Consider the following 20,990-nt stretch of genomic DNA (forward strand, 5'->3'; position numbering starts at 1 on the left):
GTATTTTGCATCGACGAGCGACTTTTCTCACTATAAATTTGGGTTTGCTGAGTAGCCAAGGCGATTTTGGCCACGTTTGCCCAATTGAGCAAAGAGGGCTACTCGCACATCTCATTTTTAAAATGGAAAAGGCGCGCGAAGCGAAAAGAGGAACGCTTATGGGGTCAAAAAAGGCGGTCTATAAGGTTGCGACGGGGCGCGCCGGGGTACCGGGCGCGTACCCCACGGTGAGCGCGGCGCTTTCGGCGGCTTACGAGCAGGTGCCGGACGACTCGGTGCCCGTTGAGATCCGCGTTGCGCCCGGCGAGTACCGCGAGCGCGTCGAGATCGCCCGTCCGAACGTGACGCTCGTCGGCGAGACGGCCGAGAGCGTTCGCATCGTCTATGGCCTGGGCGCCTTTATGGAGTCCGGCGACGGCTCGGGCATCGATGGCAAACTCGGGACCTTCCGCACGTACACGATGTTCGTCGATGCGGCGGACGTCACGCTGCGCAACCTGACCATCGAGAACGACGCGGGCGATGGCCGCGAGGTCGGACAGGGACTTGCGCTTTACGCCGACGGCGACCGCCTCGTGGTCGATTCTTGCCGCCTGCTCGGGCGCCAGGACACGCTGTTCGTGGGACCGCTGCCGCCGCGCGAGGTCAAGCCGGGCGGGTTCATCGGCCCCAAGCAGTTCGCGCCGCGCGTCGTGGGGCGCCAGTACTTCCGCCGCTGTCTCATCGCCGGCGACGTGGACTTCATCTTCGGCGGCGGGCGCACGTACTTCGACGGTTGCGAGATCCGCTCGCTGAACCGAAACATGGACGTCAACGGCTACGCGACTGCGGCATCCACGCCCGAGGGCGAGCCGTACGGCCTCGTGTTTCGAGGCTGCTCCTTTACGGCCGGGGAGGGCGTAGCCGACGACACCGTCTACCTGGGACGTCCTTGGCGAGACTTCGCGCAGACGGTGCTTCTCGACTGTTGGCTTGGGCCCCACATCAAGGCTGAGGGCTGGTGGGACTGGAACAAGCCGGCTGCACACGAGGCGAGCCTGCTCGCAGGCGGCAAGCTCTACGGGCCGTCCGCGAGCATGGCGGCGTGGCCCGAGTGGGCACATGCGATTGCCCCTGCCGACGAGGAGCGCTTCTCTCGATCGGCGGTGCTCGCAGGTGACGACGGCTGGGACCCCGTGGGGGGCGAGGACGAGGCGGTCGAGACGGCGCGGCTCTCCGACAACGGTCGCACCCTGCATATAAAGACGTACTTCGAGGACGAGCCGGCGATGCGTCGGCGTTTTTCGCGCGACGGCCGGTCGGCGGCGTTTGAGGGCTCATCGGCGGACGACTGGCTCGCGTGGCGCGACCGTTGCCGCGAGCGCTTGGCAGATCTTCTCGGCGTCTCGCTGCTGGAGCGTTGCGACGCTGAGTCGCAGGTGCTCGAGCATGCGCAGGTCGGCGGCGGCATTACGCGCACCAAGATGGCCGTTCTTACCGAGCCCGGCGTTTGGATGCCGTTCTACCTGCTCGAGCCTGCCAAGCCTAAACGCGGCGAGGACGGACGCGCTCTCTGCTGGATCGCTCCTCACGGCCACCAAGGTGCGGGCAAGGACTCGATCGCGGGTGTGATGGGCGTCCCCGCGGCCGACGACGCCGTTCGCCGCTTCAACTACGACTACGGCTTGCGCCTCGCGCGTATGGGTTACGTGGTCGCGTGCCCCGATTCGCGCGGATGGGGCGAGCGCCGCGACTGGAAGGGCCAGGGAGACGACGAGCAGCTCTACCTGCGCGGCACCTGCGCCAACCAGGCGAAGATGGCCGAGCCCCTGGGCCTCTCGGTCGCGGGCCTGAACGCCTGGGACCTCATGCGCCTCGTGGATTACCTCGCGGCGCGCGGCGACGTCTGCATGAGCGAGCTGGGCTGCTTCGGGTTCAGCGGCGGGGGAGAACAGACCCTCTACCTCGCGGCGCTCGACCCACGCGTGAAGAAGGCCTTCATCTCGGGCTATCTGTACGGATACGCCGATGCGCTGCTTCACCTCAACGGCAACTGCGCGTGCAACTACGTGCCCGGGCTCTGGCGCCTCTTCGACATGGGCGACATCGCGTCGCTTATCGCGCCGCGCCCGCTGCTGGTGCAGAGCTGCGAGGAAGATCACCTTAATGGCCCGCGTGGCTTGGCCAATGTGGATGAGCAGCTTGACGTTGCCCGTGCGGCGTATGCCCTGCTCGGCCATGGCGAGAACCTGGCCCACGAGGTCTGCCCGGGCGGGCACCACCTCGGTGTTAACAACCTGGAGAAAGAAATTGCTTGGCTCGACGGCCAGGCAAGAAAGGACGACGAACGATGAAGAACTTGAGTGAGCTGACCATCTGCTGCTTCGGCGACTCCACCACCTGGGGCGATAACGGCACCGGCGAGGGCGGCCCTGCCATCAGCTGGACTTCTCACCTGAGCGCGCTGCTCGACGGCGCCACGGTGGAGAACTTCGGCATCAAGGGCTCGCGCTTGGCCATCAAGGCGGACCGAGACGACTCCTTCGTCGAGCGTCTCGACGGCATCGACGCCACGGCCGACGTCTACATCCTCTTTGGCGGCGTGAACGACTTCAGTCGCAATGTGCCTCTTGGCCAGATGGGCTCCACCGATCCGCACGAGTTCTACGGTGCCCTCGATGTGCTTGTTCGCGAGATCTCGGCTCGCTCGCCTGAGGCGCGCCTCGTTGTCCTCACCCCGTGCAAGACCTCCGGCAAGCACGAGAAGGATATCCCCGGCAGCTTCGAGCAGAACCACCTCGGCCTTACCCAGGAGTCTTACGTAGCGGCGGTGCGAGAGGTGGCCGACTACTATTCGCTGCCCGTCATCGACCTGTACACCGGCAGTGGCGTCTCTCCTTTTTTGCCGGAGCACCGTGAGCGTTACATGCCGGACGGCCTGCACTACTCGCCGGCGGGCTACGAGCGCCTCGCGCACCGCATTGCCGCCGGTCTGCGCGCGATTCTCTAGGCAAGAGGCCGCTGACGCCCAAATCACGCGGGGAAGTGCCGCAAAACGCCCGCCGAATCGCTTCTCGGCGGGCGTTTTGTGCGACAAGTCGAGGTTATGCACGATTTAGTTCGAATGCGACGAGTAGACCCGCAAACAGCCAAAGTATTTACCTGCGGAAACACGATTGACATTAGCCCATGTACTCAGCGATTTCGCATTTAATCGTGCATAACCTCGACTAGTGGATTTTTGGGCCGTCGTTTCGACCGCCGCGGCAGGCGACACCTGCCGTTTACCGTCCAAATATGCCGTCTGCCCCGTTGTTTCTTTGCTGAGAGTAGATTCGATGCGGCGAACTCGTAGAGTTAGGGTTAACGTTCACCCTAACGGCGCGACTGCGCCACGAGGAGAGGGAAAGCACTATGGGTTGTAACCAGATTCTGGACCGCTACATCAGCCAGCTCATCGAGACCTCGACGCCCCAGGCCCCCGCTTGGAACATCGAGAAGATCCGCGCCGGCAAGGAGAACACCTGGAACTACATCGACGGCTGCATGATCAAGGCCCTGATCGAGCTCCACGAGATCACGGGCGAGCAGCGCTACCTCGAGTTCGCCGACAGCTACATCGACTTCTTCGTGCAGGAAGACGGCACCATCAAGCACTACGACCCGCTTGAGTACAACCTCGACAACGTCAACGCTGGCAAGACCCTCTATCGCCTCTACGAGCTCACCGGCAAGGAGAAGTACCGCCTGGCCATGGACACCATCTACGGCCAGCTCGAGTGCCAGCCCCGCACCAAGGAGGGTGTCTTCTGGCACAAGAAGGTCTATCCCAACCAGATCTGGCTTGACGGCATGTACATGGCCCAGCCGTTCTACATGCAGTATGAGCTCTCGTTCCACAACCGTCGCGCCTGCTCAGACTCCTACCACATGTTCCAGGTGGTTCACAGCTTGATGCGCAACGAGAAGAATGGCCTGTACTATCACGCCTACGATTCCTCCAAGAAGCAGTTCTGGTGCGATCCCGTGACCGGCCTCTCCCAGAACTTCTGGCTGCGTGCCGAGGGCTGGTTCGCCATGGCCCTTATCGACACCTGGGAGCTCATGCCGCCCTCGATGTCGGCCGAGAAGAACGGCCTGCGCGAGATGTTCGCCGACCTCATCGACTCCATGCTGCCCTATCAGGACGAGAAGACCGGCATGTGGCACCAGGTCATCAACCTGCCCAACATCGCCCCGAACTACCTCGAAGAGTCCGGTAGCGCCATCTTCGCCAACGCCATCATGAAGGGCTGCCGCCTTGGCGTCCTGCCTGAGCGCTATTACGAGTACGGCCGCCGCGCGTTCGACGGCGTCTGCGAGACTTGCCTCTCCGAGAAGGACGGCCAGCTCGCGCTCGACAACATCTGTCTGGTCGCCGGCCTCGGCAACAACACCCACCGCGAGGGCACCTTCGACTACTACATGCGCGAGCCCATTGTGAAGAACGACGCCAAGGGCGTGGCCCCGCTCGTTCTCGCCTACATCGAGGTCATGAAGCACGACAAGCTTGACGGCGCCGTCGACCCCTCGAGCCCCGCCGGCTGCTGTTCCACCGAGGACCCCTGGGGCGGCTACACCCCGGGCATCAACGGGAAGAAGGCCTAGTCGTGGCGCAGACGAACACCAACCCGACGTCGGCCTTCTCGGTCGGCGTCCGCCTGCACGACCTGCCGGAAGGTAACGTCGAGGAGCGCATCCGCATGGCCGGTGAGCTGGGCTTTACTTGCATCCAGCTGCCGAGTAAGGTCATGTTCAAGAGCTACGGCATCGACCGCACGGGCCTCACGCTCGAGTTCGCCGAGCACCTGCGCGGCGTTCTCGACGAGGCGGGCGTCCACGTGGCGGTCTTCGGCTGCTACAAGAACCTCGCCACTCCCGACGCGGCCCAGCTCGCCGATAACCTTGAGGAGTACGCCGCATGCCTGCACTTCGCGGCGTTTCTCGGCGGCTGCCCCGTCGGCACCGAGACGGGCCGCCCCAACACTGGCAACAAGGTGGCCGACGACCGTTTTAGCGCTGAGGCGATGGACGCGTTCTGCGCGGGTCTCGCCAAGGTGTGCGCCATGGCCGAGGAGGCTGGCGTGCCGATGCTTATCGAGCCGGGTTGGAACGAGGTCGTGAACACCCCCGAGCGTTGCCGCGATGTGCTCGACCGCGTGTCGTCGCCTTCGCTCGGCGTTATCTACGACGGCGTTTCTCTGCTGCACCCCACCGTTGCGGCCAAGTCGACCGACGTCGTGGCCCGCATGCTCGAGCTCAACGGCGACGCGATTCGCGTCCTTCATGCGAAGGACTACGAGGTCGTGGATAATGAGGATTCGGACGGCTGGTGCGACGGCTCCGGCAGCCGCCTCGTGTGCCACGGCGCCGGCGAGACGGGCGCGTTCGACTTCGCACAGATAGCCGACTGGGCTCGCAAGAACCACCCCGGCATCGACTGCGTCATCGAGAACTCGACGCCCGCGACCAACGCTTCTTGCCGCGACTACCTGCTCGGACTTTAACCACCGGGAAGCCAACCCTTCGTTTTGAAACCCCTGCTCGTCACCAAAACCGAAGAAGAATCCATTGACTGGGCCCACACGGCGCTTCGCTACGCGATTTACATCGGCTGCCAAGCGCTTATCCTGCACCGGAAGTTCCAGGCGCGCATTCTGCTCGAGGTGATCCTCGCCTTCTCGATAAGGTATCTGGTCGACTTCATCGCGAGCCCGATTTTGGTGAACCCGCAGGTCGTCTTCGACGTGAGCCACGTGGTCGCGTCCATCGTTGGGTCGCTGCTGATCTTACGTGACATCTCGGGTTTCGGCGCGATGACCATCGTGTCAGCGCTCTTCCTCGGCCGCACCATCAACGCGATCATGGGCACGGTGGGGGAGCGCGCATAGGCCACGGTCTGGGCTGCATAGGTCGTTCCGCAAACGTTGCATGCAATTGAGCGCCCGTCGGAGGCTTTCCGGCGGGCGCATTTCTTTGTTGCGGCTTCGCGGCTCGCAAAAAAGGTGCGCGGCACGTTGTTTCCAGCGTGCCGCGCACCAGTGGGGGGCCACTGCGGCGGGGGTCGCCGCAAGAGGTTGTGTTTAGAGGCCGAGGAGCTCCTTGACCTTGGCGATGAGGGCCTCGTCGGTGGCGTTGGCGAAGAAGTACTCCTGGAAGTGCTCGCCGGCCAGGGCGCCCTTCACCAGGTCCTGATCGAGCTCGCCGAGGACGTCGACGACCGGGCGCATGGTCACAGCGCGGACGCCGTCGAGGATCTTCTTGTTGCGCTGCTCGGGCTCGACGCGCTCGGCCGGGTAGCCGTTGCCGGAGCCGAAGCCGAAGAGCTTCTCGAAGGTGTACTCAAGGTTGAGCTCCTGGCCCCAGCCGTTCTTGAGGGCGAAGGGCATGGCAACCGCGTTACCGTCGTTGACCTGGGCGAAGGTGTAGGCGTCCAGGGGGTCGGCGACGTGGCCGCAGAGCACGCCGGCAAAGGAGTTGCAGGCGAGCATGGCACCCTCGCCGGTGCCGCAGCCGGTCACGACGTAGTCGGCGGCGCCGGAGTTAAGCAGCACGGCGGCCAGGATGCCGTTCTGGACGTAGGTCAGCGGCTTTGAGTCGGCGTCGGCGTACATGCCGTAGTTGTAGACGGTGTGGCCCATGGGCTCGACGACCTTCTTCAGGGCGGCCTCGATCATGGGGTTCTTGGCGTTCTGGGAGTTCTCGTTAATGAGGGCGATCTTCATTGCATATCTCCTTTGACATGGGAGTGGACAAAGGGATTGTCCCTTTGTCCACTAGTGACGAGGTGCGGTCGGCGGCAGCGTCGATTACTGGGGCTGCTTGCCGATATAGGCCAGGATGCCGCCGTCGACGTAGAGCACGTGGCCGTTCACGAAGTTCGAGGCGTCGGAGGCCAGGAACACGGCCGGGCCCATGAGGTCCTCGGGCGTGCCCCAACGGGCGGCCGGGGTCTTGCTCACGATGAAGGCGTCGAACGGGTGGCGGCTGCCATCGGCCTGACGCTCACGCAGCGGGGCGGTCTGCGGGGTGGCGATGTAGCCAGGCCCGATGCCGTTGCACTGGATGTTGGCCTCGCCGAACTCGGAGCAGATGTTGCGGGTCAGCATCTTGAGGCCGCCCTTGGCAGCGGCGTAGGCGGAGACGGTCTCGCGGCCGAGCTCGCTCATCATCGAGCAGATGTTGATGATCTTGCCGTGGCCCTTCTCGACCATGGAGGGGATGCAGGCCTTGCTCACGATGAAGGGGGCGGTGAGGTCGGTGTCGACGACCTGGCGCCACTCATCGACGCTCATCTCGCACATGGGGATGCGCTTGATGATGCCGGCGTTGTTGACCAGGATGTCGGGCTTGGAGCCGAGCGCGTGCTCGATGTTGTTGAGCAGCTCGACGACCTGGGCCTCGTCGGTGACGTCGCACACGAAGCCCTTGGCCTCGAGACCGGCCTCCCTGTAGTGGGCCTCGGCCGCGGCGACCTTTTCGGCGTGGCGGGCGTTGAAGGCGATCTTTGCGCCGGCCTGGCCGAGGGCTTCGGCGATGGCCATGCCGATGCCGTAGGTAGCGCCGGTGACGAGGGCCACCTTACCGTCGAGACGGAAGCTGTCGAGAACGTTTGTCATGTTCATCCTTCCAATCAATTGCTGTGAAAATAGGTTACTGGAAACAGTGTCGAATGGTAAACCGGTTTTGTCAAGAACTAGCAGGGAAAATAGTGACGGTTTACTTCGCAGATTGCGACATCTTCATAATTTCGCGGTAAAACGGTTTATAAACGTTTGCGCTGCGACCCGCAACCCGCGGCTCGCCTACAGCGTGGTGTCGCCCCATTGGACCTGGCAGTCGAGTACCTGGTGCGGGTCCGCCTCGCCCTTCTCGCCGATGGCGTCGAGCAAGATGTGCGCGGCAGTGGCGCCCTCCTCGCGGGCGGGCTGGACGACGACTGAGACCGAGGGGGAGGCCACGCTCGCCCATTCGGTGTTGTCGAAGCCGAGGAGCCCCACGTGCTCGGGCATGAGGCCGTAGTAGTCACGGCAATACTTGTAGATTTCCGGCAGCGCCCAACAGTTGGGGGCAAAGACGAGCGTCGGCGTCGAGCCGTCGATGTTTGCCTTGAGGAACGCCCCGAGCTTCTCCTCGTCCACGCGCTCGTCGTCAATGACGAGTTGCGAGAACCCGATGTCGTGGCTCTCCAGCGCGTCGACGAAGCCGCTCATGCGCTCGACGCGGCTGGAGATGAGCCCGGGCTCGGCGGTGACCACGAGGAAGCGGCGGTAGCCCTTCTGGACGCAGGCCTCGATGGCCCGGTAAGAGGCCTCGTAGTTGTCCGTCTTCACCCAGCTGGACGCGAAGTCGTAGAGCTTGGAGTCGATGAAGACGAGCGGTTTCTTCGCGTCGCTGATCTGGCGCGTGATCTCCTTGAACTGGGCGGTCGGCTGCACGATGAAGCCGTCGACGCCCAGTGCGAGCAGGCGGTCGATGTAGGCGAGCTCGCTTTGCTTGCTGAAGTTGGAGCTGCACACGAGCATGCGGTAGCCCTCGGCCGAGATGACCTCGTCGATGCCCTTGACGATTTGGTTGGCGAAGGCGTTGGTGATGTCGCCGATAATGACGCCGATGAGCTTGCTTTCCTTGGCGTTCATGCCGCGGGCGAGCGGGGAGGGCTCGTAGCCGGTCTCCTCGATGACGCGGGCGATGCGCTTTTGGGTGTCGTCCGACATGCGGTCGGTCTTGCCGTTGAGGTAGAAGGAGACGGTCGTCTTCGACGTGCCCGCCATTTCGGCGATCTGCTTGATGGTGAGGCGCTTCTTCGCGGGTGTCGGGTTCTGGGGCATGTGGTCTCCTGGGGTGCGGCTTGGGAACCTAAATTGTAAACCAGTTTGCCAGGAGCTTTGATTCGCCATAGAAATGGCCGCTTCCCGCCCCTCGTCGGGGGAGTCGGAGATACCGTGTACGGGTCGCATGGCATGGGAGAGTCCGTGCACGGCCTACGAGGGGCGGGCCCGCGGTCTGCTTGTTCCTCACGTTTGCGGAGTCGCATCCTGTCGCGCAAGGTTGACTTTCAGTATAGAGTGAACGTTCACCTTGTAAAGCCTGCAACGAGAAATCACATATCAATTCGCCGTTCACGGGCGATTCGTCGCCGTTCGGGGTTTGACGCATCGTTTTGCAGACGGTGTTGGCCATCTGTCACCAATGACTGTCGCTCGTGGCAGGCGGCCGTTTATGCCAGGCGATATCTTCTGTCCCTGCTGGTGGTGGCAGCGGTGGCCGCCAGCTCGCCGGACTCGACCATCGTCCTGACCCTATACCGAACTTGGCCGATGCTCAGGCCGGTGCGTTCCTGGATTTCTTTGGAGGAGAGCTCCTCATCCGGACCAAAGACGGAGGCGAGGTCTTTTCCGTCGTAGGCGCGCAGCTTCGAGTCGCCCCCTTCATACGTCGGCCTTGCCAGCACGACCTTGAAGCTGTCGAGCGCGGGTCTAAACTCAGGCGCTCGGATGCCGCGCTGCTCGCATTCGCGGATCATCATCGGCACGCCGGAGCCGTTGCCTTCTGCGGGCAATCCGGCTCCCGCGGGGAGGGGCACCAGGCTCATCAGCTTCATGAGCGTTGCGTTGCGGCAGCAAGAGGTGCCGTCGGCGAGGTTCTCGCGCGTCTTTGTGCCGTAGAGGCCCCCTGGGTTCAGGATCTCTAATCTGTCGTCGAAGATGTCGACCGAGACCGCCTGGCCGTCGTGGCGGGGGCTGTAGTCTCGGTGGACCAACGCGTTCGCAACGGCCTCTCGGATGACCTCCTCGGGGATCTCGAGCTCATCGATTCTGCTGGCGCCAACGACAATGGACCGCCTGTGCAGGTTCTTGGCGATGGCGGCAACCGCGTCCGCGACCATCTCGCCGATCGTGCCTTCGCAAACGGTTCGGTCGGTGAAGCGCGGTGCCCCGGGCGTGCCCTTCTCGAGCCCGGGGGTGCACTTCGACATCGACCACGAGCCTTGGGAAGAACTGCTGCGGGTAGCTGCCGGCGGCGAGAAGCCCCGCCTTGGTGACGTGCCCCTTCTCGTCGATGAAATTGAGCCGCTCAAGCCGTTCCCAGTTGTTGTCGGCGCCCTTCATGGAACGCGGGGCCAGGTCGTAGGCCCTGTCGAACGTCCGCGCGATGAGGGTCTTGCCGAAGTCGGCCTCCGATGCGCCCTCAACGGCAGCCCTGTCGAAGTTGTCGACGGGCGTGAAGTCGTTGCGCTCGCTCAGCCCCAGAATGATGACGCCGCCCGTCGTGTTGGCGAATGCGCTCACGGTTTCCCAGATGTCGGACGAGAGCTTCGCCGCGCTTTCCTTGACTTCGAACTCGCCGTCGTCGGTGCCTTGCTTGCGTAGGCGCTCGACTATGGCTTCAAAGGTTTCTGCGTCCATGACCTGCTCCGTTGGTCCTCAGTTTCAATCTCACTTCGACTCACTTGCAATTGCAAGTGAGGTGCAACTGAGGCGCAACTGAGGCCGCCCCGCACAGCCTACGCGCGGCGATTCTTGGCGCCGCGGCCGTCGCGGACGGCCATGCTGGCCATGCACAGCTCGTCGTAGGCCATGGCGCAGCCCGTGACGGACGCCTCGAAGGCCACGGCGCAGTCCGCGTCGATGCCGAGCTTTCCCGCCTCGGCCGCCACGTCGATGTTGGCGCCTAGGAACATGAACTCCCAACCCCGCTCCTTGGAGGCCTCGATCATGCGCTTGACCTGCTTGTAGTCGTAGCGGCAGCTCGCGTTCTCGTAGCCGTCGGTGGTGATGCAGAAGAGGGTGTGCGCCGGGTGCAGCTCGGCGGGCAGGATCTTTCTCACGGTTTGGTGGTAGGCGATGGCGCCGCCCACGGCGTCGAGGAGGGCGGTGCAGCCGCCGGGCAGGTAGTCCTTGCGGGTGAGGGGCTTCACCTTCGCGATGTCCACGCGGTCGTGCAGCACCTCCGAGGAATTGTCGAACAGCACCGTCGAGACGAGCGCCTCGCCTTCGGCCTCGCGGTTCTTCTCGAGAAGCGCGTTGTAGCCGCCGATGGTGTCGTCGACGAGGCCCGCCATCGAGCCGCTCTTGTCGAGGATGAAGACGAGCTCGGTCAGGTTCTCCTTTGCCATGATGGCCTCCTTTGAGTGGGCGGCGGGGCCTATCCCCGCGCGACACCCTCAAGATAGGGGGCGGTCCTGTGTCATAGGTAAACTGCCAAGCGACATCTGCGCGAATCCGCCGGCCGGCGCCCGCACGTGCGTTAGGCAGATCCAAGAAGCGGCTGGTCAAAGGCGAAGAGCATGGCGTTCAGCTCGTAGATGTCGTAGCGGCCGTGCTCGATGAAGTACGTGACGATGATGTCGAACTTGCTGCTGGGCGAGAACGCGAGCCCCGCCCGCTCGAGCAGGTCCTCAGTCTCGTCCAGCGAGAGCTCCAGTGCCACGGCCAGCGCCACGGCGGTCTGCTTGGTGGGCCGGTAGCCGTTGTCTTTTCGCAGCTTGCTGAACAACTGGCGCGAGAGGTTTGCGCGCCTATAGACCTGCGCGTCGGTGAGCCCGCGCGCGTCGATGAGGGCGAGCACCGTGCTTGCAAACGAGGCGTCCAGGTGCTCGAGCATGTCGGCGAGCTCGGAGCTGTCGAAGGCGCCCATGACCGGGGCGGCCATCGGCATCGCCTCGTTGACGAAGACCGCCATCGAGCACTCGAGGTCGGCCGCGCGGTCGCGGATGCTTCGCTCGTCGACGTACTCGTCGTCGATAAGGGCCGCCACCTCGTCGTACTCGCCGAGGCTCAGCGCGAAGGCCTTGCGGTCGAAGACGACCAGGGTGACCTGCATGTCGTTGCTCGATGCGTCATCAAGAAACGCGTGGATCTCGTCGCAGGCAATGCCGAGCACCGCCGCGGGAGGGAAGCCGAAGATCCCTGCGGAGATGAGCGGCACAGCGACGCTTCTTGCCCCGAGGCGTGCGGCCTCCGCAAGCGCCGAGCGATAGGCGCAGGCCAGCAGGTCCTTCTCGCCGTGCTTGCCGTCCACCCAGCGCGGGCCCACGGCATGTACGATCCAGCGCGCGCCGAGACCGAAGGCCGGGGTCGAGACGGCGTGGCCGGTGCGGCAGGGGGCAACCTTGGCGCAGGCCGCCTGCAGCTCGTCGTGCCCTGCGGCGGCAAAGATCGCGCCGCAGACGCCGCCGCCCGCGAGCAGGCGTTCGTTTGCGGCGTTGACCACCACGTCGGCGCTCACGCGCGCAATGTCGTTGCGAACAATGGAAAACGGCATGGCTGCTCCTCCCGGGCGACTGCTCGAATGCGCTTTTGCCCGCAAGTATAGGTGCGCCGCGGCGCGCCATCCGCGCAAAAAACAGGGATGGCGGCAGTTTTCCGGTCTTGGTCCGAGTAGCCGATTTTCGTGCAGGCTGTTTACCTGCGGTTTTGTCCGGCGTAAAGAGAAGCCTACTCGGGCGGGGCGCGAAAAACTGCCGCCATCCCTGTTTTTCGCAGAACGGCAGCCTATGGGCACCGCCGTTTTGCCGTGGTGCAGCGATGATTTGCGCCCCATTCGCGCAAAGCGGCCAGAAATTGCGAACATCCGTGCTAGAATCAGGCCATTAAATCACACGTGGGGAGAGAAGCACATGGCCCAGGAATCCATCGTCATCCGCGGCGCGCGCGAGCACAACCTGCAGAACGTCGACATCGACATCCCGCGCGACAAACTCGTCGTCATCACGGGCCTCTCCGGCTCGGGCAAGTCGTCGCTCGCCTTCGACACCATCTATGCCGAGGGCCAGCGCCGCTACGTCGAGAGCCTCTCCAGCTACGCTCGCCAGTTCCTGGGCCAAATGGATAAGCCCGACCTCGACTCCATCGACGGCCTCTCGCCGGCGGTCTCCATCGACCAGAAGACCACGTCGAAAAACCCGCGCTCCACGGTGGGCACGGTCACGGAAATCTACGACTACCTGCGCCTTCTTTACGCGCGCATAGGTACGCCTCACTGTCCTGAGTGCGGGCGCGTCATCGCTCGCCAGACCACCGATCAGGTGGCCGACCGCGTGCTCGAGCACGCCCAGGGCCGCCGTGCCCTCGTGCTCGCGCCGGTCGTGCTCGGCCGCAAGGGCGAGTACACCAAGCTCTTCGAGGACCTTGCGCGCGAGGGCTTCTCTCGCGTCCGCATCGACGGCGAGGTTCACGAGCTTACAGGCGACGAGATCCGCCTCGAGAAGCAGATCAAGCACACCATCGAGGTCGTCTGCGACCGCATCGTGGTGCGCGAGAACAGCCTGGGCCGCATCGCCGAGGCCGTCGAGCAGGCGACCAAGCTTTCCCAGGGCAAGGTCTGGTTCTGGCTGCTGCCCGACCGCGACGACCCCGATCATATGCCCGGCGAGCTGCTGCAATACTCGCTCGCCCTGGCCTGCCCCGAGCACGGCCACTCCATGGACGACCTGCAGCCGCGCGACTTCTCGTTCAACGCCCCCTACGGCGCCTGCCCCGACTGCGACGGCCTGGGCTTCCGCAAGATCGTGGACGCCGAGGCGCTCATCGAGGACCCCTCGCTCTGTGTGGCCGATGGCGTCTTCGGTAGCCTCTTCGGCAACTCCAACTACTGGCCGCAGGTCCTCACGGCGGCGTGCGCGCACCTGGGCGTCTCGGACGAGACCCCCTGGCGCGACCTGCCCAAAAAGGCTCAGGAGGCCCTGCTCTCCGGCTTCGGCGACAAGAAGATCCGCGTCGATTACCTCACGCGCGACGGCCGCAACACGCACTGGTTCACCACGTTTCCCGGCGTGCGCAAGGTGCTCTTCGACAAGTACCAGGAGACCACGAGCGAGACCATGCGCACCCACCTCGAGAAGTACATCCGCGAGGTGCCGTGCGACACGTGCCACGGCGCGCGCCTCAAGCCCGAGATCCTGGCCGTCACGGTGGGGGAGAGGTCCATCCAGCAGGTCTGCGACCTCTCGTGCAAAGAAGCGCTCGTCTTCTTCGAGGGGCTCGAGCTGAGCGACCGCCAGCGGTTCATCGCGGGGCCCGTGGTCAAGGAGATCCTGGCGCGCCTGCGCTTCCTCGTGAACGTCGGCCTCGATTACCTCACGCTCTCGCGCGCGGCGGCCACGCTTTCCGGCGGCGAGGCCCAGCGCATCCGCCTCGCCACGCAGATCGGCGCGGGCCTCATGGGCGTGCTCTACATCCTGGACGAGCCCTCAATCGGCCTGCACCAGCGCGACAACGACCGCCTGATAGAGACCCTCAAGAGCCTGCGTGACCAGGGCAACACCGTCATCGTGGTCGAGCACGACGAGGACACCATTCTCGCCGCGGACCATGTCGTCGACATGGGGCCCGGCGCAGGTGAGCTCGGCGGCCACGTGGTGGCAGCCGGCACGCCGGACCAGATCGCCGCATCGAGCGAATCTATCACCGGGGCTTACCTTACCGGCAAGAAGCAGATCGAGCTGCCGGCCAAGCGCCGCAACCCGCGCAGGGGCGCCATCAAGATCTCCGGCGCCGCGGCCAACAACCTCAAGAACGTGAAGGCAAAGGTCGAGCTCGGCACGCTCACGGTGGTCACGGGCGTCTCCGGTTCGGGCAAGTCGTCGCTTGTCACCGACACGCTTGCGCCCGCGCTGACCAACGCCGTGCACCATTCCAAGCGAGCCGTCGGCCCGCACAAGAAGATCGAGGGCATCGACCTCATCGACAAGGTCATCGACATCGACCAGAGCCCCATCGGCCGCACGCCGCGCTCGAACCCGGCGACCTACATCGGCCTGTGGGACGACCTGCGAGCGCTCTATGCGTCGGTGCCCGAGAGCCGTATGCGCGGCTACGGGCCGGGGCGCTTCTCGTTCAACGTGAGCGGCGGCCGCTGCGAGGCCTGCAAGGGCGACGGCCAGATCAAGATCGAGATGAACTTCTTGCCGGACGTCTACGTGCCGTGCGAGGTGTGCCACGGCAAGCGCTACAACCGCGAGACGCTCGAGGTCAAGTACCACGGCAAGACCATCAGCGACGTGCTCGACATGACCGTCCACGAGGCGCTCGCGTTCTTTACGAACATCCCAAAGATCAAGCGCAAGCTGCAGACCTTGGCCGACGTGGGCCTGGGCTACATCCACCTCGGCCAGCCCGCCACGACGCTTTCCGGCGGCGAGGCCCAGCGCGTCAAGCTCGCCAAGGAGCTCCACCGCCAGCAGACGGGCAAGACCTTCTACATCCTGGACGAGCCGACGACGGGCCTGCACTTCGAGGACGTGCGCCAGCTAATCGAGGTGCTCGAGCGCTTGGTGGACGCTGGCAACACCGTGCTCGTGATCGAGCACAACCTCGACGTGATCAAGATGGCCGACCGCGTGCTCGACATGGGCCCCGAGGGCGGCGACGGCGGCGGCACGGTGGTGGCCTACGGCACGCCCGAGCAGGTCGCCAAGGTCCCCGAGAGCTACACCGGCCAGTTCCTCGCCCGCATCCTCGAGCGCGACCTCGCCCGCGCCAAGGCCGATAAGTAGTCATGGCAAAGAAAGAGAAGCTGCAGAAGTCGAACGCGATGCGGGAGCTGGACCGGGCGGGCATTCCGTATGAGGCGCAGGAGGTCGTCGAGGACGATATCTCGCGCGGCGTCGGCGTGCGTATTGCCGAGCAGCTTGGGGAGGACCCGGACTCGGCCTTCAAGACGCTGGTCTGCGCGGCGCCGAGCGGCGACCACGTGGTGTGCTGCATCCCGGTGGCCTGCGAGCTCGACCTCAAGCGCGCGGCTGCGGCGGCAGGGGAGAAGTCCCTCTCGCTCATGCCGATCAAGGACCTGGAGGCCGTGACCGGCTACGTCCGCGGCGGCTGCACGCCCATCGGCATGAAGAAGCTCTTTCCGACGCTGTTTGACGAGACGGCCCAGCTCTTCGACGCCATCGGGATCTCCGGAGGCCGCCGCGGGCTCTCGCTTCGTGTGGCTCCCGAGCCCTTGGCTGAGCTTCTCGGCGCCAAGTTCGTCGACATTGCGCGGTAGAAAGCGGACGCCAAACGCTCAGCGCCGGGCGTTTCCCCAAGTTACGAGGGGAGATGCCCGGCGCTTATCTCAGGTCGGTAGGGTCTCGTGCCTTTCTTGTCTACGCATCGGTCCGTCGGCGGATGCCGTGCCAGAGCCATTCCATAGGGATGTCGTCGCTGGGATAGCCCGCGACGAGGATCGCTTGGGCGTGTACGCCGTAGTCGCCGGTCTGGATGACCGCCCGGCAACGGTCGCGCAGCTCATAGTAGTCGGGGATGTAGCTCATGCGGGTCACCTTGTCCTCGCCGAAGAGCCCGACGACGAACTCATAGTCCTTGGGGTTGACCTCTGGCATCATGTCGGTGACGATGGCCGACTCGAAGTCGCCGACCTCGACGAGCGTCCCCGCGATGTCCTGGAAGCTTGGCGATCCCGCGACCGCCCCGAGGTCGAGGTACTCGACGCTCGGGTCGAGTGGGTAGAGCGCCTTGGCCGAGGTGCCGCTTCCGGCATCGGCGATGAACAGCATTTCTCCGTGGCGCAGGCTTGCGACGATGGCGGCAAGGCGTTCGTTGAGGATTCTTCTCTTCATGGCATTTCCTTCCAGTGGGCTAAATGATGTGAAGCTAGATGCCCAATTCCTCGTTTGTCAGACCGTCGTTCTCGGTAAGCTCGCGGATCACGCGGCAGGGGTTGCCGGCGGCTATGCACATCGGCGGAACGTCGCGCGTGACCACGGAGCCTGCGCCGATAATCGCGCCAGGGCCGATGGTCACGCCGGGCAGTACCGTTACGTCGCCGCCGAACCAGACGTCGTCGCCGATGGTGATGGGACTCGCGAGCTCAAAACCGCGGTTGCGGTCGCGCGCAAGCTTGGGATGGCTGGCTGTGTAGAAGCCGTACGACGGCCCGAAGTAGCAGTGCGAGCCGATGGTGATGCGCGCACCGTCCATCAGGTAAGTGCCGTGGTTGAAGAAGGTGGCCTCGCTGACGACGACGTTGTAGCCATAGTCAACCTGCAGCGGGGCGCAGACCTCGACGTCGGCTGCTGCGTGGGGGAGGATCTGCGCCTGGAGTTCCGCAAGCTTCTCGGCATCAGAGGGGCGCGTCGTGTTGAACTCGAAGCAGAGGTCCTTCGCGCGGAGGCGCTCGGCCGCGAGCTCGGCGTCGTTGTTCGCGTCGTACCAGAGCCCGGCGTCCATGCGTTCGCGGGCGGTGGCGGAGGCTTCGGTTTTGTTCGTGTCGTGTGCGCTCATTAGAGTGTCCTTTCCAAATAGCTCAGCGCCGTCTGGTGCATGCCGATGAGGTAGTAACGGTTAAAGTCCTGTTCAAAACGAAACTCAGGCAAGAATTCCTCGGGAAGTGTTCGGGAACACGCCTCGCGGAGCCATGTGGTGCAGGTCTCGTCGAGAAGCCCGCCCGTGAGCACGATCACGTCGGGGTTGAGTACGGCGCAGAGCGAGGCGACGGCGTGTGCGATGATCGGCCGGCAGGTCTCGATGTCCAACAGCTCCAGCTCGCGCTCGCGGCTCATCGGTGCGCCCGTTTCCTCAAAGGGGAGAAACCCGACCATGCCGGCGAAACCGTGAGCGCCTCGAATCGGCTTGCCCGCATGGACGGTGGCCGTGCCGGGCAGCACATGCGGGGGAAAGTTCGCGAGGGTGGCGACCTCGTCACGGTCGCAGCGCTCGTGGCAATACCCGGTCGCCTTGAGGTGCATGTCGTTCTCGATGTGGATGGGGAGGCCGAGTCTCCCGGCCACGCTGGCTTCGAGCTCGACGCCGTTGAGCTCAGGGACGTCGCAGTGGTCAATGACGCCCTCCCGGACGGTACCGGGGACGCCGAGGACGATTTGGCGGACATTGCCAAGCAGGCTGCAGGCCCGTTCGATCAACGTGATCAGTTCGCCGCCATCGAGGTGGGGAAGCGTTGCGTCGAGCGCGTTCAGCACCGATCCGGTGAACGAGAGGACCTTTGCGTGGAACACGCGCTCGTCTCCGTGCAGGTCGATTTCGGCCACGACGATGCTTGCGTAATCCTCGGAGGCTCGGTAACAGAACCCGCCGCGCCCGGCGCTCCCGGTACGGCGGGGCTCGAGGATCGCCTCGCCCCTCGCAGCCATGTTGTTGAGCAGCGTATTGCAGGTCGCGACGCTCAGCCCCAGCTCGGTGGCCATGTCCTTCTTGCTCAGAGGGCCGCCTTGCCAAAGCAAGCGGCGAATCGCAGTGATGTTGTTACGCCGGACCTCGCTTGTAGTCGCCATGCGCGCCCCCTGTGAGTTGAATATTACAATACCTGTAATAATATACGATGACGCTCTTTGGCGCACGAGGCGTCGCGGGCTCTCGCTGCAGGTGGCGCCCGAGCCGCTGGCCGAGCTTCTCGGCGCCCGCTTCGTCGACCTCACCCGCTAACCCCACCCTTCTCGCCTATACCAAATAGTTCGGAAGGCTTCCAAACTTGAGAAGCCTTCCGAACTTTAGTTTAGAAACATATAACCGCAGGTAGATGACTTAATCAAATAGTTAAGGACCTGCGACGCAAGTTCGGAAGCCTTCCGAACTTTAGGGAGAGGCGCGGGGCGCGGGGGCGCGGTTAGGCCTGGGCCTGGTCGGTGGACTCGGTGTTCTCGCCCTGCTCCTGCTGGCCGCCCATCGGGGGCATGCCCATGCCGCCCTGGGGGCCGCCCTGCTGGCCGTTCGGCATCTGGGGCATACCCTGCTCGGTGTTCTCGGTGGTCTCGTTGGTGTCAGACATTGCTTCCTCCTTAGATTTGGGCCCGGCCGCCGTCCTTTACGGATTGTTGACCCGGCAACGTCTGCTAAGGAAAATGCTAGCAAACCTTAAAACCTGAAATATCGCTTAGGATGCATTCAGGCAGGATTAAGGTGGAGAGCCATTAAAACACTGATGGCGGATTCTTGCCTTTAGCTCCGAGTTTCTCATTCGCAAAACTCCGGCTGTCCTCGCGGCATCTTCAAGCAATGCTTTACTGAGCGTCGTCTCGCCACTCGCCCGTACGTCCGCTTACGGTCCTAAACTCGACCGTTCACGGACAAAATTGAAGCGTTTCACTCCTCAACACCCGCCCAGCCGCTAAACTATGCCCCAAGAAACAGCTGCGCCGGAGAAAAGGCGCCAGCAGGATTGCTATTCCGTACGGAAGCATGACCGACACCCGACGCGGCGACGCGCCCGGGGGCCGGTCATTTTTTGTCCCGCGCAGCTTTTCAGGCATGATGTGGTGCACAACAGCATGCCGGCATAAGGCGCCTCGTGCGCCGACGGAAGGGGAACCATGACCGAGCTTATCGACAGCATCAAGGCCCTCGCGGGCGGCGAGGCGAACATCACTTCGTTTGCCTCGGACGATTCGTCCGTTCGCCTCGTGGTCAAGGATCGCAGCAAGGTCAGGCTCGAGCAGGTCCGCGTACTCGACGGGGTCGCGAAGGCCACGCTCATCTCTTCCGCTCTTAAATGCACGTTCGTGAAAGAAGGGAAAGAACTCATGGGCAAGTACCACGAGCTCGCCGGCGAGATCCTCTCCAACGTCGGCGGCATCGAGAACGTCAAGAGCCTCCGCCACTGCATTACCCGTCTGCGCTTCAGCCTCAAGGATGAGTCCCTGGCCAACGACGAGGTCATCAGCAACCTCGACGGCGTTATCCAGATCATGAAGGCTGGCGGCCAGTATCAGGTCGTCGTCGGCGCCAAGGTCGACGACCTGTACAACGAGCTCCTCGACGAGTACCAGGTTCCGGGCGTCGGCACGGTCGACGCCGACGACGAGCCTGCTGCCGAGGAAGACGATGGTAAGAAGTCCCCGCTCCACTCCCTCATGCGCACCATCTCCGGCGTCATGACCCCGGTCCTCATGCCGATGGCCGCTGCCGGTATGCTTAAGGGCCTTGCGGCGTTCTTCGCCTCCCTGGGCCTCATCAGCGCGACCGACGGCATCTACCAGCTCATGTACGCTGTGGGCGACGGTTTCTTCTACTTCCTGCCGATTATCCTCGGCTACACCTCCTCCAAGCACTTCGGCTGCAACGAGTTCACCGGCATGGTCCTTGGCATCGCGTTCATGTACCCCAACATGGTCAGCCTTTCCTCCGGCGATGCGCTGGGCACCCTCTTCGCGGGCTCGGCCTTCGAGATGAACTACTACACCACGCTTTTCGGCATCCCGGTGATTTACCCGCTCTCCGGTTACACCATGAGCGTCTTCCCGATCATTATCTCCACGTACTTCGCGGCCAAGCTTGAGAAGGCCCTGCGCAACAACCTGCCGGATCTTATCCGCAACTTCGCTGCTCCCGCCATCGTGTTCGCCGTTATGGTGTGCGTGCAGTACGTCATCATCGGCCCCGTGGCCTCGCTCGCCACGAGCCTGATCACCTTCGTCGTCAACAGCATCTACTCCATCCCGACCATCGGCGGCCCGCTCTGCTGCCTGGTCATCGGCGGCATCTTCTCGACCCTCGTTATGTTCGGCCTGCACTGGGCTATGATGCCGATCTCGCTGGGCAACATGGCTAACCTCGGCTTCGATCCCCTTGTCGGCTCCGGCATCGGCGGCTTCGTGGGCCTCGGCCAGGGCCTGGCCGTCGCCCTGCGCACCAAGAACGAGCGCACTCGCGGCATCGCTATCCCGGCCCTTGTTTCTCAGTTCTGCGGCGTCGGCGAGCCCCTGCTCTACGGCATCCAGATTCCGTCCAAGTTCCTCTATGTCCAGAACATCGTCTTTTCCGCCATCGGCGGCCTTGCCTGCGGCATTCTGGGCGTCAAGCAGTTTACCAACGGCGGCATGGGCTTCTTCAGCCTCCCGAGCTTCGTCGATCCCGTGAGCAACGACGCGTACTGCATGTATGCTTACGCCGCGGTCCTCGCCGTGCTCATGATCGTCGCCTTTATCTTTACCTTCGCCACCTACCACGACGACGGTTGCTACCTCGGCAAGTCTCGTAGCGAGGTCGGCAAGTAAGTCAAGGTCTCTTGGC

19 protein-coding genes are annotated in these 20,990 nt (G+C 63.8%); 8 read left to right on the forward strand and 11 right to left on the reverse strand.

Annotated elements, in window-relative coordinates; translation table 11 throughout:
* Positions 1–158: 158 nt before the first annotated feature.
* From U5709_RS10465 to U5709_RS10485, 5 genes are all read left to right on the forward strand, one after another.
* Positions 159–2,333: a pectinesterase family protein gene (locus U5709_RS10465; protein ID WP_321973352.1), complete on the forward strand. Its 2,175-nt coding sequence runs from the start codon at positions 159–161 to the stop codon at positions 2,331–2,333.
* The gene (locus U5709_RS10470) at positions 2,330–2,989 is read left to right on the forward strand and encodes an SGNH/GDSL hydrolase family protein (protein ID WP_321970548.1); all 660 of its coding nucleotides are present in this window, start codon (positions 2,330–2,332) and stop codon (positions 2,987–2,989) included. The genes U5709_RS10465 and U5709_RS10470 overlap by 4 nt, the downstream gene beginning before the upstream one ends.
* Positions 2,990–3,393: 404 nt before the next feature.
* The gene (locus U5709_RS10475) at positions 3,394–4,626 is read left to right on the forward strand and encodes a glycoside hydrolase family 105 protein (RefSeq protein ID WP_321970547.1); all 1,233 of its coding nucleotides are present in this window, start codon (positions 3,394–3,396) and stop codon (positions 4,624–4,626) included.
* A 2-nt stretch (positions 4,627–4,628) separates the two neighbouring features.
* Complete coding sequence (locus U5709_RS10480; RefSeq protein WP_321973353.1) at positions 4,629–5,525, forward strand: sugar phosphate isomerase/epimerase family protein; 897 nt, start codon at positions 4,629–4,631, stop codon at positions 5,523–5,525.
* A 24-nt stretch (positions 5,526–5,549) separates the two neighbouring features.
* Entirely contained in the window at positions 5,550–5,909 is a 360-nt protein-coding gene (locus tag U5709_RS10485; RefSeq protein ID WP_321970545.1) for a hypothetical protein, read from the forward strand.
* Between the two features lie 192 nt (positions 5,910–6,101).
* Here the strand turns inward: U5709_RS10485 and U5709_RS10490 are convergent, their stop codons facing one another.
* The 7 genes from U5709_RS10490 to U5709_RS10520 all read right to left on the reverse strand — a co-directional run bounded on the left by U5709_RS10490 (position 6,102) and on the right by U5709_RS10520 (position 12,285).
* Positions 6,102–6,743: an RpiB/LacA/LacB family sugar-phosphate isomerase gene (locus U5709_RS10490; protein ID WP_321970544.1), complete on the reverse strand. Its 642-nt coding sequence runs from the start codon at positions 6,741–6,743 to the stop codon at positions 6,102–6,104.
* A gap of 84 nt (positions 6,744–6,827) precedes the next feature.
* The gene (locus tag U5709_RS10495) at positions 6,828–7,637 is read right to left on the reverse strand and encodes a gluconate 5-dehydrogenase (RefSeq protein ID WP_321970543.1); all 810 of its coding nucleotides are present in this window, start codon (positions 7,635–7,637) and stop codon (positions 6,828–6,830) included.
* Positions 7,638–7,823: 186 nt separating this feature from the next.
* Positions 7,824–8,849 carry a LacI family DNA-binding transcriptional regulator gene (locus tag U5709_RS10500; protein WP_321973354.1) on the reverse strand — a complete coding sequence of 342 codons (1,026 nt, stop codon included), beginning with the start codon at positions 8,847–8,849 and terminating at the stop codon, positions 7,824–7,826.
* Positions 8,850–9,238: 389 nt separating this feature from the next.
* Entirely contained in the window at positions 9,239–9,907 is a 669-nt protein-coding gene (locus U5709_RS10505) for an ATP-binding protein (protein ID WP_321973355.1), read from the reverse strand.
* On the reverse strand, positions 9,828–10,427 hold the full coding sequence (locus tag U5709_RS10510) for a helix-turn-helix domain-containing protein (protein ID WP_321973356.1): 600 nt from the start codon (positions 10,425–10,427) through the stop codon (positions 9,828–9,830). Before U5709_RS10510 ends, U5709_RS10505 begins: the two co-directional genes overlap by 80 nt.
* A gap of 98 nt (positions 10,428–10,525) precedes the next feature.
* Complete coding sequence (locus U5709_RS10515) at positions 10,526–11,137, reverse strand: hypothetical protein (protein WP_321973357.1); 612 nt, start codon at positions 11,135–11,137, stop codon at positions 10,526–10,528.
* 131 nt (positions 11,138–11,268) lie between these two features.
* Positions 11,269–12,285 carry a macro domain-containing protein gene (locus tag U5709_RS10520; protein WP_321973358.1) on the reverse strand — a complete coding sequence of 339 codons (1,017 nt, stop codon included), beginning with the start codon at positions 12,283–12,285 and terminating at the stop codon, positions 11,269–11,271.
* A 355-nt stretch (positions 12,286–12,640) separates the two neighbouring features.
* Here U5709_RS10520 and uvrA point away from each other — a divergent pair, with 355 nt between their 5' ends.
* Entirely contained in the window at positions 12,641–15,517 is a 2,877-nt protein-coding gene (gene uvrA, locus U5709_RS10525) for an excinuclease ABC subunit UvrA (protein ID WP_321973359.1), read from the forward strand.
* A 2-nt stretch (positions 15,518–15,519) separates the two neighbouring features.
* Positions 15,520–16,011 carry a Cys-tRNA(Pro) deacylase gene (gene ybaK, locus U5709_RS10530; protein ID WP_321973360.1) on the forward strand — a complete coding sequence of 164 codons (492 nt, stop codon included), beginning with the start codon at positions 15,520–15,522 and terminating at the stop codon, positions 16,009–16,011.
* Positions 16,012–16,111: 100 nt separating this feature from the next.
* On the opposite strand, the gene U5709_RS10535 is transcribed toward ybaK, so the two are convergent.
* From U5709_RS10535 to U5709_RS10550, 4 genes are all read right to left on the reverse strand, one after another.
* Entirely contained in the window at positions 16,112–16,585 is a 474-nt protein-coding gene (locus tag U5709_RS10535; protein ID WP_321973361.1) for an RbsD/FucU domain-containing protein, read from the reverse strand.
* 34 nt (positions 16,586–16,619) lie between these two features.
* On the reverse strand, positions 16,620–17,249 hold the full coding sequence (locus tag U5709_RS10540) for a sugar O-acetyltransferase (protein ID WP_321970534.1): 630 nt from the start codon (positions 17,247–17,249) through the stop codon (positions 16,620–16,622).
* Positions 17,249–18,256, reverse strand: a complete 1,008-nt coding sequence (locus U5709_RS10545) for an ROK family protein (protein WP_321970533.1) — start codon at positions 18,254–18,256, stop codon at positions 17,249–17,251. The genes U5709_RS10540 and U5709_RS10545 overlap by 1 nt, the downstream gene beginning before the upstream one ends.
* A gap of 332 nt (positions 18,257–18,588) precedes the next feature.
* Positions 18,589–18,750, reverse strand: a complete 162-nt coding sequence (locus U5709_RS10550) for a hypothetical protein (RefSeq protein ID WP_321970532.1) — start codon at positions 18,748–18,750, stop codon at positions 18,589–18,591.
* 541 nt (positions 18,751–19,291) lie between these two features.
* Between U5709_RS10550 and U5709_RS10555 the strand changes: the two genes are divergently transcribed.
* Entirely contained in the window at positions 19,292–20,974 is a 1,683-nt protein-coding gene (locus U5709_RS10555; protein WP_321970531.1) for a PTS transporter subunit EIIC, read from the forward strand.
* Positions 20,975–20,990: the final 16 nt, after the last annotated feature.

Origin of the sequence: Paratractidigestivibacter sp. (assembly GCF_963660155.1) — a bacterium.
GTDB lineage: Bacteria > Actinomycetota > Coriobacteriia > Coriobacteriales > Atopobiaceae > Paratractidigestivibacter.

What these genes read in the sequence shown, in the direction of transcription:
- U5709_RS10515 (WP_321973357.1), bottom strand. Translation starts at nt 11,137, where the DNA reads ATGGCAAAGGAGAACCTGACCGAGCTCGTCTTCATCCTCGACAAGAGC.
- U5709_RS10490 (WP_321970544.1), bottom strand. Translation starts at nt 6,743, where the DNA reads ATGAAGATCGCCCTCATTAACGAGAACTCCCAGAACGCCAAGAACCCC.
- U5709_RS10545 (WP_321970533.1), bottom strand. Translation starts at nt 18,256, where the DNA reads ATGGCGACTACAAGCGAGGTCCGGCGTAACAACATCACTGCGATTCGC.
- U5709_RS10550 (WP_321970532.1), bottom strand. Translation starts at nt 18,750, where the DNA reads ATGTCTGACACCAACGAGACCACCGAGAACACCGAGCAGGGTATGCCC.
- U5709_RS10535 (WP_321973361.1), bottom strand. Translation starts at nt 16,585, where the DNA reads ATGAAGAGAAGAATCCTCAACGAACGCCTTGCCGCCATCGTCGCAAGC.
- ybaK (WP_321973360.1), top strand. Translation starts at nt 15,520, where the DNA reads ATGGCAAAGAAAGAGAAGCTGCAGAAGTCGAACGCGATGCGGGAGCTG.
- U5709_RS10475 (WP_321970547.1), top strand. Translation starts at nt 3,394, where the DNA reads ATGGGTTGTAACCAGATTCTGGACCGCTACATCAGCCAGCTCATCGAG.
- uvrA (WP_321973359.1), top strand. Translation starts at nt 12,641, where the DNA reads ATGGCCCAGGAATCCATCGTCATCCGCGGCGCGCGCGAGCACAACCTG.
- U5709_RS10470 (WP_321970548.1), top strand. Translation starts at nt 2,330, where the DNA reads ATGAAGAACTTGAGTGAGCTGACCATCTGCTGCTTCGGCGACTCCACC.
- U5709_RS10495 (WP_321970543.1), bottom strand. Translation starts at nt 7,637, where the DNA reads ATGACAAACGTTCTCGACAGCTTCCGTCTCGACGGTAAGGTGGCCCTC.
- U5709_RS10510 (WP_321973356.1), bottom strand. Translation starts at nt 10,427, where the DNA reads ATGGACGCAGAAACCTTTGAAGCCATAGTCGAGCGCCTACGCAAGCAA.
- U5709_RS10520 (WP_321973358.1), bottom strand. Translation starts at nt 12,285, where the DNA reads ATGCCGTTTTCCATTGTTCGCAACGACATTGCGCGCGTGAGCGCCGAC.
- U5709_RS10540 (WP_321970534.1), bottom strand. Translation starts at nt 17,249, where the DNA reads ATGAGCGCACACGACACGAACAAAACCGAAGCCTCCGCCACCGCCCGC.
- U5709_RS10555 (WP_321970531.1), top strand. Translation starts at nt 19,292, where the DNA reads ATGACCGAGCTTATCGACAGCATCAAGGCCCTCGCGGGCGGCGAGGCG.
- U5709_RS10465 (WP_321973352.1), top strand. Translation starts at nt 159, where the DNA reads ATGGGGTCAAAAAAGGCGGTCTATAAGGTTGCGACGGGGCGCGCCGGG.
- U5709_RS10500 (WP_321973354.1), bottom strand. Translation starts at nt 8,849, where the DNA reads ATGCCCCAGAACCCGACACCCGCGAAGAAGCGCCTCACCATCAAGCAG.
- U5709_RS10505 (WP_321973355.1), bottom strand. Translation starts at nt 9,907, where the DNA reads ATGGTCGCGGACGCGGTTGCCGCCATCGCCAAGAACCTGCACAGGCGG.